Raw genomic sequence first — 14917 nt, 5'->3', positions numbered from 1 at the left:
AATGATAATGAATCACTTTCATTACCTGTCGTGCTAAAAACAGACAAAATGCTGTTGAAAGATCACGTCTTCCTATCCTTTTGTTTATGTAATCTCTAAAACGAAAAGGCAGCCAAATTTGGAGAGAACATAAAGCCGTAAAAGTGAAAACCAATCACCAGCTTTACCATCACCTTTTAGCTCAACCTTACGACTTTTTAAAACATCTAAAGCGCTGTTTTTTAAATAATGGAAATTGCACATTGTTTCATGCTTTTATTTTATTTGCGTTCTTTAAATAGGGTCATGCCCCTCACGTAAAACAGTAAGGTATTGGGTTGCATTATTCACGACATAAAAACATAAAGAGAAATTATCATTATATATCCTTATATGTCTCTTAAAACTGTTATGATATTTCTCCCATATTTCAGTTTGAAAAAGAAATTTTAATTATTTTATGGCAACAATAAAAATTTTAATGCAACAGTAAACAAGGAGCATAAAAAAGTCTTCAAGCACCATTGTTGACAGAGAGATAAACACCGTCGTAAAACGCTTTCCAAAAGTATCCTTGATTAGGATAGAGATCAGATTTTTACGATTTAAAACGGTTTATTTCTCCTGTCATCGCTTCTCTTTTACAACAAAGTTGATATATCTTTATGACATTGATTAAAAAAATTGCAACAGTTGCTTCCGGAACCCTTATGAGCCGTATTTTTGGCTTCGTACGCGAAATGCTTATGGCAGCAGCCCTAGGGACAGGTCCTGTTTCTGATGCCTTTAACGCTGCTTTTCGTTTTCCCAACACATTTCGTCGTTTTTTTGCTGAAGGTGCCTTTAACGCTGCTTTCATTCCTCTTTTTGCAAAAAAAATCACTGAAGAAGGTCACGAAACGGCATGCAAATTTGCAGAAGAAGTCTTTGGCGTTCTCTTTTCGCTGCTCTTACTGTTAACGATTGCGATGGAACTGAGTATGCCTTTTTTGGTACGAACCATTATTGCCCCAGGTTTTACCGAAGATGCAACAAAATTTAACGCTACCATTCACTTTACTGCAATCATGTTTCCCTATTTAACCTGCATGTCGCTTGCTGCCATGATGGGGGGCATGCTTAATGCTCTGCGACGCTATTTTATTGCCGCCATTGCCCCACTCTTTTTAAACATTATTCTGATTGGTGTGCTTGCCTATGCTTGGATCTATAAACTTGACGCTTGGCATATCGGCTTAAATCTCTCTTGGGGTGTATTAGCAGCAGGGCTTCTTCAACTCACCTTAATTGCCCTTGCTTTGCGTCAAAGTGGAATGAAAATTTCCTTCCGCCAGCCCCATTTAAGTCCTAATGTTCGCAAGCTATTAACTTTAGCATTCCCAGCAGCCATTACGGGTGGCATCACACAAATCAATTTGCTCATTAATACCAACATTGCTTCTAGTCAATCGGGTGCTGTCTCTTCTTTGATGTACGCTGATCGTCTTTACCAATTGCCTCTAGGCGTAATCGCCATTGCCGTTGCAACCGTTCTTTTACCAGAATTAACACGCGCTTTGCGGAGCAAAAAGCATAAAGAAACCCACCATTTACAAAATCGCTCTATTGAATTAACATTGTTGTTAACACTTCCAGCATCCATTGCTTTTTTGCTGCTCTCCACTCCCATTGTCAGTTTGCTCTTTGAGCGAGGACAATTTACCAGTCAATCAACACACCATGTTGCACAATTACTAGAACTTTATGGATTAGGACTTCCAGCTTTTGTTCTTATTAAGGTCTTTATTCCTAATTTTTTTGCCCATGAAGATACCAAAACACCGATGATTTTTACAGGTATTTGCGTTTTCATCAATATCAGTCTCGCCTTAACATTATTTCCTATTCTCTCTGCACGAGGCATTGTTATTGCTGAAATTACCTCTGGATGGGCCAACACACTGTTGCTGTGGAGTGTCCTTATCAAACGCGGTTATTGGAAATACGACTTCCAACTGATAAAACGAATATTATGTCTCATGATGGCAACTCTTTTGAGTGCACTAGCCCTCTATTACGGATTGAATGTGTTTGGTTTTTTGTCTTTTCCTTTATCCTCACAAGCATCATTTTTCTTGCGCGCGATCACCTTAGCTGGGATCATGATTGGCATATTTTTGATCTATTTTAGTGCCTATTTTTTATTCAACACCCGTTCCTTTTTTCACACGCTTAAAAATTTGAAAAAACGCTCATAATATCTATACTTTGTCAAAAACAATAAAATGAATAACCTTAATTGAAGAAAGAGCACTCCTATGGATACCTTCACACCACTTGTCTTTTCCGGCGTACAACCGAGTGGTCATTTACATCTTGGCAATTATCTTGGAGCCATTCAGCGTTGGGTTGAACTGCAAAACTCTCATCACTGCCTCTATTGTGTTGTGGATATGCATGCGCTCACAGTCAACCCAGATCCCCTTACTTTACGCGAATCCACCAAAACAGTGACAGCAGCCTTTTTAGCCTCCGGTATTGATCCTCAAAAACACATTATTTTTAACCAATCACGTGTTTTTCAACATGCTGAACTCGCCTGGATTTTTAATTGTGTTGCCCGTATTGGCTGGCTTCAACGCATGACACAATTTAAAGATAAAGCAGGAAAAGATCGCGAAAAAGCATCCCTAGGGCTTTTTGCCTATCCCACTTTGATGGCCGCTGATATTTTAGTCTATCGTGCAACGCATGTTCCAGTAGGCGAAGATCAAAAACAGCATGTTGAACTCACACGCGATATTGCACAAAAATTTAACAACGACTATGCACAGCGTATTGCCGAATTAAATTTTGGTATCTCTATGCAAACAGATGAAGAAAAAAGACAAGGCTTTTTTCCCCTCCCAGAGGCGCTTATTGGAACAACAGCCACACGCGTTATGTCTTTGCGCGATGGGACGAAAAAAATGTCAAAATCAGATCCTTCAGATTTTTCACGCATTAATTTGACCGATGATGCTGATCTTATCGCAAAAAAAATACGCAAAGCCAAAACGGATTCGGCTCCTCTTCCCGATACCCTCACCGCTTTAAAAGAACGACCAGAAGTGGACAACCTGCTTGGTATTTATGCTGCCTTTGCCAAAGTTAGCAAAGAAAAGATTCTTTTAGAATTTTCTGGTCAACAATTTTCGCATTTTAAAACAGCTCTAGCCGACCTTGTTGTCCATAAGCTTGCCCCTATAACAGAAGAATTACGTCGACTTCATCAAGAAAGTGATTATATCGACTCTGTTTTGCATGATGGCGCTAAACGTGCTAGTATGCTCGCAGAAGAAAATATGAAAAAAATTCGTGAAATTATTGGATTTTTGCACGATACATAAAAATAATAAAACTAAAAACTGTAGAGAGCAAAAAAATCGTTTGTACAAAATAGAGAAAGTGCATGATTTCCAAACCCAAAAATCCGAAAAAAGAACCAAAGAAAAAAAACTTAGTCATTATCGATGAAACACCAGAGTGTCGGCGTGCCGTTGCGTTTGCCGCACAACATGCCCAAAACACCAGTAGAACATTGGTATTACTTTGTGTCGTTGATAGTGTAGAATTTCAACATTTTCTGGGTGTAAACAACGTTATGCGCACAGAATCAAAGCAAAGTGCTCATAAAATATTAGGAGACATTGCCAGTGAAGTCCGCACCACCCATGCGCTTGAAACAGAAATAGTGGTGCGTGAAGGAAAAAAAATTGATGAGATTTCCAAACTGATCGACGAAGATAAAAGGATTGCACTAATTGTTTTAGCAGCCAGTGGACATACAGAAGGACCAGGACCCCTTGTTCAATTAATCGGGAATAAAGGAACAGCTTTTTCAATCCCTGTCATTGTTATTCCTAGCAATCTTGCCGATGAAGATATTAGATCTATTGCCTAAAAAATATAATATTCTACAATGTAAGATCTTCCCAATCCTTCATTATAAAAGGAGAATCTATGTTTATTCAAACTGAAACCACCCCAAACCCTGCAACTCTTAAATTCTTGCCAGGACGCGTGGTTCTTTCTGAGGGCGTATTAGAATTTCGTGACCCTGAAGAAGCAGCTAAAAACTCACCTTTGGCGGCTAAACTGTTTAATATTCCCAATATCAATGGTGTTTTTTTAGGCTATGATTTTATCACCGTAAGCAAAAAAGAAGGGGAATGGCAACATCTCAAGCCCGTCATTTTAGGCACAATCATGGAACATTTTCTATCCAATGAGCCAGTGATCACCACCAACGCTACAACACAAGCACAAACCCATGCCCTTAACGAAGAATTTTATGACGAAAAAGATGCTGATATTGTCTTAACCATTAAAGATCTGCTTGAAACACGTATCCGCCCAGCGGTTGCCAATGATGGTGGAGACATTACTTTTCGCGGATTTGAAAATGGTATTGTTTATCTCAATATGCGGGGCTCCTGCGCTGGATGTCCCTCTTCAACGGCAACTCTCAAACATGGTATTGAAAACCTTTTACGTCATTTTATCCCTGAAGTTTTAGGCGTTGAAGCCATGCCACAATAAATATTGACTTCAATAGATAAAATAACCACACCGATTGCCCCTCTTCAACAGTGCTCAAACATGGAATGTAAAGATCTTACGTCATTTTATTCCTGAAATTTTAGAAGTAAGCTATGCAGCCATAAAGATAGAGTACTGTTAAAAAAATCTGTCCAATAATGATACCTTCACTCACCTTTCACCTCCACATATGCCTTAAAAAGCTTTCTGCCCTTTTAAGAAGCATAAGTTATTTCAACAAACCAATCGTACACAGAAGTACAATGCATGGGTGTGCACTTTAAATTTATTTTGTTTTATAATCTTGTCATGCAATTTTAACGAGGAAAACACGACCTCGTTACAAAAAAAGAAAACCCAAAAAAGAAAACATTGTAAGATAGAGTGCTCATTTGCTCTATCTTTCTCAGTGCTTCCAACGACAAATCACGCAAAATACTCCTTGTAGCAAGCCGGCACCATCATCATATCTGCCAGCCCCTAATGATGCGACAGCTCTTTCATTAAGACGATTCATAAGAGTCATTTTAATCCTTTCTTTCCTCATTTTTACCCACACACCAGCCCCGCTTGTGGTGTGCAAGCAAGTGATTTTAATTGATTCAACATGGAACAGATTTGAAATGAGAGAATCCCACGTTATTTGGGGTTCTAATTCAATATGAATAACGCTAATTTATTATTATAAATCAATATGTTGTTTCAGCCACTCGACAAAGATCACATTTTGCAACTTGCAATGAGAATTCTGACATTCTTCTTATTTCAATTCTGTTCCATGTTGAATCAATCAAAATCGTCCGCTTACACAGCACAAACTGGATAATAACAAAAACTATTTTTAATAGCTCTTATGTACACTTTTATAAGAGACTGTTGCAGTACTAAGAGCTGGAAAATGCATGGCAATAAGACCTTATCAAGATCATAGCGTCCTTTTTCCATTCTTAAAATCAAGAATTTCCCCCTATCATTTTCAATCTCATTTCCATAAACATGACGCAAAAATATAACTACCTGTAAAAAATAAATACATTGAAGCCAGATCTATTATGGTTGTTTGAAAAATTATCTGATACAAAAAATGAGAATATTTTTTCAATTCAGCAGGAATAAGTTTGTCTACTTTACGGTATTGTTCTTCTCATAAAGCGCATACTTTTATTGTTGCTTGTGAGTCAACATCCAGTCCCCCATACCGCATATTAAAAGAAAAAGACAGAGTCGCTATTTCTCTGCGATACATGGCTTTGCAATAAAGGAAAACATATTGCTTCTATCTGATTGGTGTAATCTATGAAACAAGAAAAGAAGCCACTGGAGGAAAATATGCCCAATTAGAGAAGAATGTAAAAATAGAAAACCAACGAAATCCAAAAACAATTGCAAGAGGACAAATGCTTAAACTTTTTTCACAAACTCCGACTTTAAACTCATCTGACCAATCCCTGGAATTTTGCAATCAATATTATGATCTCCATCCACCAAGCGAATATTCTTTACCTTAGTACCACCTTTTAAAACAGATGAAGCGCCTTTTACTTTCAGATCTTTTATCACCATAACGGTATCTCCGTTTGTTAAAATCTGACCATTGGCATCATAAACAGTATTGACAAGAACCGTATCATCGTTTTTTTGCGGCCATTCATGTGCGCATTCAGGACACACAAAATTTTCACCATCTTCATAAGTATAAAGACAATCACAACGAGGACATTTGGGATATTGGGTCATAAATTCCCCTTATTAAAAGAAAAATCATTCATTATGACTGGTCATAACGCAAGAAGTGCTTATTGTCCATTATTTTAGAAAAACATTTCCCTTTGTTTCAATCCTCATCTGCCAACTGTGTTCATGAATGCTATCATCACACACCATACATGAGTTTATAAAAATGATTGATCATTATATAACTTAAATGAGCCCCCGCATATCATAAAATTTACTCACTTCATTCTCTCTAATAAATTAATCAAAATCATTTTCTTACACATCAGCAATACAATTAACGAATGAATAAAAAACAATTAGAAAAGGAACATCTCTGAATAAAAACGCTTCCAAAGAGCTAAAAACTGAGAAACAAGAAAATGATAGCCTCAACTTGACCTTTTATTTAAGTAAAGCATTCATAATGTTAGAGAACAAACTAATTTATGATCATAGTTAATGGTTTTGTATATTGAATGAGAGCCGATAAATAAGCTGAGATTCTCTCAACCCCTTTTACATTGAAACAACCAAAGCCTTTTGTTTGCATGTTACAAGTAGGAAAATCCGTGTAAAACGATTATCCAAAATACTAAACACTCTCAAATATAAGAGCCAACATTGAAAGCGGGCAAAGTGAATGATGGTGCCGTCTTACTCTCTCATAAGCGTAAAAATGATGCTGCTCAATGGATGGCCGGTTATCCCTTTCAAAGCAACACGCATAAGATGCGTTTTTAGCGTCTTGAGAGAGAAGCTTCTTTAAAACAAACATATGAAATGTGCAACAATGATCGTATTTTGTTTTGTATGAGAAACATTCCCCTATTAAACAAAAATTTCTATCAAGCCATTGAGCAAACCCATTGGACATAAATGCTCCGATTATGCTCGATTATAATTTCCTACAGCATTTAGTTTTAAGAATCCGGCAGTTTTAGGAATCCGATTGATATGTAAGAGAGGAAAAAACAATTCTCGCCTAAAAATAGAGTTAAGCTCTGGCTTATGGCACATAAAATCACGCCCCTAAAATCACATCCATGTGATCAATCATCATACCTTTACAAAAAAACATTCCAATGATCTTAGGTGATAATATCAGGACGATCTCGCCCCAATGCTTGTTGTATGTTTAACAGTTTTAGTGCCACCTGTTGCAAAGGTTGGAGAACTTCTTGCGGATTAAAATTGTGTTTGCGCGGATCACTTTCATACTGTTCAAAATAAAGTCGTAAAGTAGCACCTAGCGTCCCTGTTCCCGACAAACGAACCACCAACCGTGCTCCATTCTCGAAAAAAATACGTATACCTTGCCGCGTGCTAACGCTCTGATCAACAGGATCATGATATGTAAAATCATCTGCTTTTTTGACGAAAAATCCAGCAATTTCAGTTCCTGCATGTGGTAAGTGCGCACGCAAATACTCTAGTAATGCCAAAGCTTTATCTGCTTCGACTTCTTCATAATCATGCCGTAACGTGTAAAAACGCCCATAGGTGGACCAATGCTGTTGAACAATCTGTGCGACAGTTTTTTCTGTTACCGCTAAAAGATTTAACCAAAATAGGACAGCCCATAAACCATCTTTTTCGCGGATGTGATGAGAGCCCGTTCCAAAGCTTTCTTCACCACAAAAGGTTACTTTCCCCGCATCCAAAAGGGTTCCAAAAAACTTCCATCCCGTTGGCGTTTCAAAAAAGTTTAATCCGTGTTTTTCCGCAACTAAATCAGCAGCACGCCCCGTTGGCATAGAACGCGCTATCCCTACAACACCTTTTCGATATCCTTTAATAAGGTGTGCATGTTCAGCCATAATAGCCAAAGAATCCGAAGGCGAGACAAATTGCCCACGACCAATAATGAGGTTACGATCTCCATCACCATCAGAGGCTGCGCCAAGATCTGGTCCTTGCTCTGACATCAATAAATCATAAAGAGCCTTGGCATAAACCAAATTGGGATCTGGATGACCGCCTCCAAAATCTGGCAAAGGAATACCATTAACCACTGTCCCTTCAGAAAATCCTAAGCATTTTTCAAAAATTTCATGAGCATAAGGCCCTGTTACCGCATGCATGGCATCAAACCGTAAAGTAAGACCTCGAGCAACGGCCTTAGCAATACAGTCAAAATCAAAAAGCTCTTGCATCAAAGCAACATAATCAGCGACAGGATCGATAATATCAATCCGCATGGCTCCCATAAAGACCGTACCTTGCCTATCTAAATCAATATCTGGTGCTTCAAGAATTTTATAAAAGGAAAGACGTTGCGATGTTGCAAAAATAGCATCACATAAAGAATTAGGAGCCGGTCCACCATTGGAGACATTGTATTTGATACCACAATCTCCCTCTGGACCACCAGGATTATGGCTTGCAGAAAGAATAAGTCCACCATGGGCATGAGTTTTACGAATAAGATGCGAAACAGCAGGTGTAGAAAGAATACCGCCCCTTCCCATTTTAACACAAAAAACACCATGCGCCGCCGCCATCTTCAACACAATCTGAAGAAGAGTACGATTAAAAGTGCGCCCATCCCCCCCAAGAATCAACATTTTTCCTTCAAGAGGCCCAATGTTATCAAAAAGAGACTGTATAAAGTTTTCTACATAATGGGGTTGTTGAAAAACAGACACTTTTTTGCGCAAACCAGACGTTCCCGGTTTTTGCCCCTCAAAAGCCGTGGTTAAAACTGTCTTTATGGTCATATCAATACCTTTATATGATTTCCTATAATTTTAAGGTGAAGAGTATCCAAAGTCGACCATTAATTCTACTTGACGGAAGTGTGAAATATTTGCACACTCGTTAGAAGTAAGAATTTTTAAAGAAGCCCTTTTGTTTAAAACGCTTTTTGCCATATGTTTTTAAATACGAAGGCTGTTTTAAAACAAAATTTTCGTAAAAGAATACAGGAGCATCATGATGATGAAAAAAACAGTTCCCAATGTAACATTCCACACACGCGTACGCGATGAATCAATGGCTGGAGACAATCCTTATCGGTGGCAAGAAGTTAACAGCGATGCTTACTTTAAAGGAAAGCGTGTTATTCTTTTTTCTCTTCCTGGAGCTTTTACCCCTACTTGCTCAACCTTTCAGCTGCCTGATTTTGAAAAACTCTATGATGAATTTAAACAAGCGGGTATTGATGAAATTTATTGCCTTTCCGTCAATGATGCTTTTGTCATGAATGCTTGGGGAAAAGCACAAAATATCAAAAACGTGAAATTAATTCCCGATGGCTCTGGTGAATTCACACGCAAAATGGGTATGCTGGTTGCAAAAGACAATGTTGGTTTCGGCATGCGATCATGGCGCTATGCAGCTGTTATTAATGATGGTGTGGTTGAACAATGGTTCGAAGAAGCAGGTTTTTCAGATAATTGTGCAACAGATCCTTATGAAGTTTCTTCACCACAACATGTTTTAGAAGCCTTGAAAAGCTAATTCCCCCAATCGTCTATTTAAACAAAATTTTACGACACAAATTTCCTGAGGAGGAAGATTTGTGTCGTTTACTTTTTACAACATCTATTCGTGAAAACAGACACGATAAGTTGATTGTGCGCCTTCTGTGAGAAAATATTACAGCAATAATTTTTTCAATAAATATTTCACGCTTTAACGGCTTTGAAAAAACTTGAAAAATTGCTGATGAAAAATCTGGACCCGTTGTGGAGCTAAAAAATCAAAGAGTTAAAAGCTGTTGCACGCTATCAAAAAATGGGGTTGCAATTGCCAAATGCGCAAATTCATGCAAAACTCTCTCAGAAACATCAAGGACTAACGTATTGATGAAATATGCAAGATCAATGCTAAATTTCTCATACTGAGAAAAACTTTGTATCGAACAATACTTTGATTTATAAAGATAATTTATAATTTTGCATATTGAATGAGAGGAGCCGAATATCATAAGATTATTTTATTTTATCCCTTCTTATATTGAATCCCTTAAAACTATTTTCTTGCTCATTAGCAAGTGGGATTGGCATATGAATAAACGATTAAAAAGAGTAAAAATACCTCTCGTAAACGCGCCAAAATACAAGAGCTATGAACATCATTACTGCAAAGTTTACAAAAGTATCAAGAAAGAAAATACAGATCAAACATTTGTTTGAAGAGGTGCACAGTTCAAATTAACTTATGTCTCATAAAAAGAAGAAAATATGGCATAAAAACTGCTCTGCATAAAGAACCATTCATGGAGAATATTAAATCAAAACAGATCCCGCAAACATTCCAATTCACATACCATAAACAAACTCATTGCTGTTCTCATAGCCATTTATTCTAAGCTTTTCTTTTTCTCTAAGAGAAAAACGGTTAAAGGAGTTGTTTATTCGGGTATTCTACCGTAAAGTGTGCTTCTATCTCTTCCTCTTCATCGAACTCAAAATCTTCATCACATTCAGGAAGACCAAAAATATCTGGATTGATGAAATAACAATCTTTTTTTGTCCCCTTCGCTACAATTTTATTCTTTTCTAATTCTTTGATACCTTCTTTAAAACTTTCAAAATTAAGATATTCTGGTTCTTGAATTGAAAGATCACAAGTCAAAAATTCCTCAAGAATATCATGATCCAATGTTATCTGATCAAACCATAAATCCACATCATCCCCCTCATCTAACATTTTCCCTACCTGCCACAACATCACAAAAAATGCTTTCATACCACTAAATGATAGCCCAAAAATCATACGCCGACATGACGAGGCGCCTGAAAAGGTAATTTGCGGAAGATCTTCAAATCCGAAATTTGAAGGAGGAAGTTTAAATGACTTTCCAATATTCTCAGGTCTTTCAAGAATAAAGGGATTTCGTTCATAGAGCAGAGTAAAATCATATTGGACCATTTTCATTTCTCCATTAAAGAGTTGATTTTATGAAATAATACATATTATCAGTTAGTTACCATTATGGCAGCTGACAATTCATCCAAACATGCTCCTGTAAAAAATTGTTCGATTTAAGTCATTCCATTGTTTTTTGAAGCTTAAAAAGTCTTTTAGGATAAAACGCTCTAGTTCTCCCTCCTTTTGCAATAAGACTAGATTTTGTAATGTCCAAGAAGAGAACATCAAAGGATTTGATACTCATAGATGAGAATTCAAAGATGAAGCCAATATGAACTTGTCAATATTTTTATAAACTTTTGCAGAAGCGTTACGTGAAACCCTTTAATTTTCTCAGAGTTTTTTCTTCGTTAAAATTTTTTTGCTCATTTTAACGCATTATCATCGCATCCTCAGAAGGGCACATTTTATAGCAAATAGCGCTTATTTACCTCTTTAAAAATCTCTCTTTTATTCCGCACGCACTCCAAAAACTCGATTTTGAACGCGTGCGTCAGCACGTGTAAACGAGCAAAGTACAAATTTAAAAAATTGAGTTTCAAATTTCCAAAATATTTCGAACAATCACTTGTATAAAGACTTTTACCATTATCATTTTTGAGCTGCTAAAATATCCTGTACCGTTTTGACCAATTGATCTTCATCAACCGTCACTTGTGCTGGTCGACTTTCACGCCATGTTTGATTATCCTTAATTTCATGAGATAACCGCGCCCCTTCAATCAAATCTTTGATCTGTATTTTTCCACTCTCACGTTCTTGTGAGCCTTGGATAACCACACAAGGCGCTTGGCGTCGATCTGCATATTTCATCTGCGCTTTTATCCCCGATGCCCCCAAATAGAGCTCAGCACGAATTCCGGCACCACGCAACTGCATCACCATTTTTTGATAACCAGCAACCGCCTCTGGCTCTTTATCCATCATTAGCACAACAACCGGCCCTGTTGACTCTTTCATAGGCAACTTTCCAAGATTTTGCAAAGCAGCGATCAAGCGTGAGACCCCGATTGAAAAACCTGTTGCTGGAATGTTTTCACCACGAAAGCGTGCCACCAATCCATCATAACGCCCACCACCACCAACGGAGCCAAAAACAACTTTCTGCCCATCATCATTAAAAACATCAAAAAGCAATGTAGCCTCAAAGACAGGACCTGTATAATAATCCAGTCCACGCACCACCGATGGATCAATCTTGATACGATTCTGAATGCCATTTGCGGCAAAAATTGCTTGCATTTCCTCAAGCTCACGAATTCCCTCACGCCCTTGAACATGATCACCAACCACTTCTTTAAGAGCCTCAAGCGTTTCTTCTGCTGTTTCAGCTCCAGCAGCAGTTAAGGTAAGAATACACTCAATCTCTTTATCCTTAAGCTCCGCCCCTTTTGTAAAGTCACCACTTTCATCCAAACGCCCTTTTCCCAAAAGCAAACGCACCCCTTCAGAACCAAATTTATCCAGTTTATCAATTGCTCTTAAGACAGTTAAGCGCTTTTCAGCCTGCTCATTTCCCCCCAAACCAATTTTCTCTAAAACGCAATCGAGAATTTTTCTGTTGTTCAGACGAATGGCATATTCATGATGCTGAAACCCTAGTTTTTCCAAACTATCGGCTGCCATCATACAAATTTCGGCATCAGCTGCTACCGTTGGTGTTCCAACAATATCCGCATCAAACTGCATAAATTGCCGAAACCGCCCTGGACCTGGTTTTTCATTGCGAAAAACAAAGCCAAGACGATAACTGCGATAAGGCTTTGGCAAAACTTCAAAATTCTCGGCAAAATAACGAGCAAGAGGCGCGGTAAGATCATAGCGCAAAGACATCCATTGCTCATCATCATCTTGTAGCGAAAAAACGCCCGCATTTGGACGATCTGAATCCGGTAAAAACTTACCCAGCACATCTGTATATTCAAAAATTGGAGTTTCTAGTGCTTCAAAACCGTAAAGTTCATAAACTTCACGAATTTGCGCAATCATTGTTTCAGTTGCATACAACTGTGCACTTGTACGATCCACAAAACCACGGGGTAAACGGGCTTTGGTTTTTTCTTGTTTTGATGACATGTTTTTCTCTAACAACAATATATATATTCACCGATAACGTGTGTCTATCTTATAGAAACAAACGCTGCAATAACTTTATCAACTGGAAACTGGTAACAATATGCATAAGCTTTTGCTTTTGAAGGATGTAAACCCTTACCCTTAAGGCAATCTACTGAAAATATTTGTACTTTCAATAGGAACATAGCCTCCCGCTCAACATGAAATGCCCGCTTAACATTCAATGAAAAGACATCTGTGCTAGTTGAACGAAACCACAAAGCAACTGTTGATTCTGGATAAATCGGAAACATCCCCCTCAAAAGCCCTCCCTCTCAAAATTCTTCAGATTTATTACAGATGCAAAAATCCTCAAGACATCAGTGTGCTTTGCGCTTGTTCTACAAAATGATTGATAACATTTTTTAAATCAACAATATTTCGTCCAGCATCTGTAATAGAGCGTGATACAGAGGGAATAACATTCTGCCAAAGTCTTTGTGGAAATTGATTTGCTAATTGTGTCATTGTTCCACCTTGGGCGCCAATACCCGGAACGAGAAACAGACTATTGTTTAACTGCTCGATTGTGTCTTTTGATTCAGATCCTAATGTCGCTCCTATAACCGCACCTATGGGACCAATATTATGATGGAGAACCGGAGACTGAGAATTATAATCATAAATACACTGTGCTAGATGAAGAGAGAGTGTCTGATCTCCAATAAGCGCATTTCGTATTTGTTTCCCCTCTGGATTAGAAGACTGAACAACCACAAAAACTCCTGCTCCTGTTTCTTCTGCAACCTTTATCAGAGGAAGAAGAGCATCAAAACCCAAAAAAGGATTAACTGTGATGGCATCAGCTTTAAACGCACTGCTTGGACCCAGCCAAGCTTTACCATAGGCTTCAGCAGTAGAGCCAATATCTCCCCTCTTTACATCCGCCAGAACCAATATGCCTTGTTCGTGTGCATTTTCAATCAGTTCTTTGAGAGCTTGAAGACCTTCCACACCATATAATTCAAAAAATGCGACTTGCGGCTTTATAATCCCCACTTTACCCACAACCGCTGTTAAGAGGATATCACAAAAATCTTTTAGACCTTTATAATCAAAGCTTAGTTTCCACGATTGCAAAACTTTATGGCTCGGATCAAAGCCAATACAAAGAGGTCCATAGATTTCACGATTTTTAAAAAAAGTTGAACGAAACATTTTATATCCTAACAAGGTCTCTCTTTAAACTTTTTGATACAATCAAAAAGAAAACCATTTGTCAAAAGAATACAATAGCGAAAACACAAAGAAAGAGCTTTCTATACAAAATGTGCTTTTATTTATGAAACATAAATATATTCCCATTCGTAACGCTTATCATATGTTTATCGACCAAGACGTTGTCATGAGATAAAAATTCAAATTTATGAAAGAATATAAACAAAAAAGCATCCATATTATTATGACCGCATAAAGCCCTATAGGCGTACCTTGTCATTTTCACACCCTTTTTTATGATCAACAAAAACTCTCTATGAACGCGTTTTAAACAAAAGTTTCAAAAGAAAATGCCCCACCATGATGATCTCGATCTTAACTTTAGATCTTTCCTATTCCTTTTTAGCGGCTCTTTATCCCTTTTGGAACATAATTTACAAAAAGGCATTGTATCTCCAGCATATTCAAGGAGATAAAACATGGAAACTCGCATTCCTGAAAACACACCATTTGA

The 14917-nt window shown here is 37.8% G+C and carries 12 protein-coding genes and 1 pseudogene; 5 read left to right on the top strand and 8 right to left on the bottom strand.

Annotated elements, in window-relative coordinates:
- Positions 1–84: 84 nt before the first annotated feature.
- Positions 85–243: a hypothetical protein gene (locus ACFIK3_RS07535; protein WP_375631323.1), complete on the bottom strand. Its 159-nt coding sequence runs from the start codon at positions 241–243 to the stop codon at positions 85–87.
- Between the two features lie 401 nt (positions 244–644).
- Between ACFIK3_RS07535 and murJ the strand changes: the two genes are divergently transcribed.
- From murJ to ACFIK3_RS07515, 4 genes are all read left to right on the top strand, one after another.
- Positions 645–2216, top strand: coding sequence for a murein biosynthesis integral membrane protein MurJ (gene murJ, locus ACFIK3_RS07530; protein WP_273790944.1), 1572 nt, complete (start codon positions 645–647; stop codon positions 2214–2216).
- Between the two features lie 60 nt (positions 2217–2276).
- Positions 2277–3347, top strand: a complete 1071-nt coding sequence (trpS, locus tag ACFIK3_RS07525; RefSeq protein WP_375631322.1) for a tryptophan--tRNA ligase — start codon at positions 2277–2279, stop codon at positions 3345–3347.
- 62 nt (positions 3348–3409) lie between these two features.
- Positions 3410–3901, top strand: coding sequence for a universal stress protein (locus ACFIK3_RS07520; protein ID WP_273790942.1), 492 nt, complete (start codon positions 3410–3412; stop codon positions 3899–3901).
- Positions 3902–3960: 59 nt separating this feature from the next.
- Positions 3961–4539 carry a NifU family protein gene (locus tag ACFIK3_RS07515; protein ID WP_273790941.1) on the top strand — a complete coding sequence of 193 codons (579 nt, stop codon included), beginning with the start codon at positions 3961–3963 and terminating at the stop codon, positions 4537–4539.
- 445 nt (positions 4540–4984) lie between these two features.
- Here the strand turns inward: ACFIK3_RS07515 and ACFIK3_RS07510 are convergent.
- From ACFIK3_RS07510 to ACFIK3_RS07500, 3 genes and pseudogenes are all read right to left on the bottom strand, one after another.
- A pseudogene (locus ACFIK3_RS07510) lies at positions 4985–5065 on the bottom strand (DUF4102 domain-containing protein); the annotation flags it as partial.
- Positions 5066–5940: 875 nt separating this feature from the next.
- Positions 5941–6276, bottom strand: a complete 336-nt coding sequence (locus ACFIK3_RS07505) for a zinc ribbon domain-containing protein YjdM (RefSeq protein WP_375618296.1) — start codon at positions 6274–6276, stop codon at positions 5941–5943.
- 1067 nt (positions 6277–7343) lie between these two features.
- A complete protein-coding gene (locus tag ACFIK3_RS07500) occupies positions 7344–8972 on the bottom strand; it encodes an alpha-D-glucose phosphate-specific phosphoglucomutase (RefSeq protein WP_375657840.1) in 1629 nt (542 codons plus the stop codon).
- A gap of 217 nt (positions 8973–9189) precedes the next feature.
- Between ACFIK3_RS07500 and ACFIK3_RS07495 the strand changes: the two genes are divergently transcribed.
- Positions 9190–9714 (top strand): peroxiredoxin, encoded by a 525-nt coding sequence (locus tag ACFIK3_RS07495; RefSeq protein ID WP_375631347.1) that lies wholly within the window; start codon positions 9190–9192, stop codon positions 9712–9714.
- 882 nt (positions 9715–10596) lie between these two features.
- Here the strand turns inward: ACFIK3_RS07495 and ACFIK3_RS07490 are convergent.
- From ACFIK3_RS07490 to pyrF, 4 genes are all read right to left on the bottom strand, one after another.
- Positions 10597–11130 (bottom strand): replication protein, encoded by a 534-nt coding sequence (locus tag ACFIK3_RS07490; RefSeq protein ID WP_375613583.1) that lies wholly within the window; start codon positions 11128–11130, stop codon positions 10597–10599.
- Between the two features lie 591 nt (positions 11131–11721).
- On the bottom strand, positions 11722–13206 hold the full coding sequence (gene hisS / locus ACFIK3_RS07485; protein ID WP_375676490.1) for a histidine--tRNA ligase: 1485 nt from the start codon (positions 13204–13206) through the stop codon (positions 11722–11724).
- Between the two features lie 44 nt (positions 13207–13250).
- Positions 13251–13499, bottom strand: a complete 249-nt coding sequence (locus ACFIK3_RS07480; RefSeq protein ID WP_375676489.1) for a hypothetical protein — start codon at positions 13497–13499, stop codon at positions 13251–13253.
- Positions 13500–13557: 58 nt separating this feature from the next.
- On the bottom strand, positions 13558–14403 hold the full coding sequence (gene pyrF, locus ACFIK3_RS07475; protein ID WP_375676488.1) for an orotidine-5'-phosphate decarboxylase: 846 nt from the start codon (positions 14401–14403) through the stop codon (positions 13558–13560).
- Positions 14404–14917 lie beyond the last annotated feature (514 nt).

Origin of the sequence: Bartonella sp. CB10SXKL (genome assembly GCF_042195515.1) — a bacterium.
GTDB lineage: Bacteria > Pseudomonadota > Alphaproteobacteria > Rhizobiales > Rhizobiaceae > Bartonella.
This window is presented reverse-complemented; position numbering and strand designations above follow the sequence as displayed.

Coding starts and splice junctions, on each gene's coding strand:
- ACFIK3_RS07535 (WP_375631323.1), bottom strand. CDS start 243: ATGTGCAATTTCCATTATTTAAAAAACAGCGCTTTAGATGTTTTAAAA.
- murJ (WP_273790944.1), top strand. CDS start 645: ATGACATTGATTAAAAAAATTGCAACAGTTGCTTCCGGAACCCTTATG.
- trpS (WP_375631322.1), top strand. CDS start 2,277: ATGGATACCTTCACACCACTTGTCTTTTCCGGCGTACAACCGAGTGGT.
- ACFIK3_RS07520 (WP_273790942.1), top strand. CDS start 3,410: ATGATTTCCAAACCCAAAAATCCGAAAAAAGAACCAAAGAAAAAAAAC.
- ACFIK3_RS07515 (WP_273790941.1), top strand. CDS start 3,961: ATGTTTATTCAAACTGAAACCACCCCAAACCCTGCAACTCTTAAATTC.
- ACFIK3_RS07505 (WP_375618296.1), bottom strand. CDS start 6,276: ATGACCCAATATCCCAAATGTCCTCGTTGTGATTGTCTTTATACTTAT.
- ACFIK3_RS07500 (WP_375657840.1), bottom strand. CDS start 8,972: ATGACCATAAAGACAGTTTTAACCACGGCTTTTGAGGGGCAAAAACCG.
- ACFIK3_RS07495 (WP_375631347.1), top strand. CDS start 9,190: ATGATGAAAAAAACAGTTCCCAATGTAACATTCCACACACGCGTACGC.
- ACFIK3_RS07490 (WP_375613583.1), bottom strand. CDS start 11,130: ATGGTCCAATATGATTTTACTCTGCTCTATGAACGAAATCCCTTTATT.
- hisS (WP_375676490.1), bottom strand. CDS start 13,206: ATGTCATCAAAACAAGAAAAAACCAAAGCCCGTTTACCCCGTGGTTTT.
- ACFIK3_RS07480 (WP_375676489.1), bottom strand. CDS start 13,499: ATGTTTCCGATTTATCCAGAATCAACAGTTGCTTTGTGGTTTCGTTCA.
- pyrF (WP_375676488.1), bottom strand. CDS start 14,403: ATGTTTCGTTCAACTTTTTTTAAAAATCGTGAAATCTATGGACCTCTT.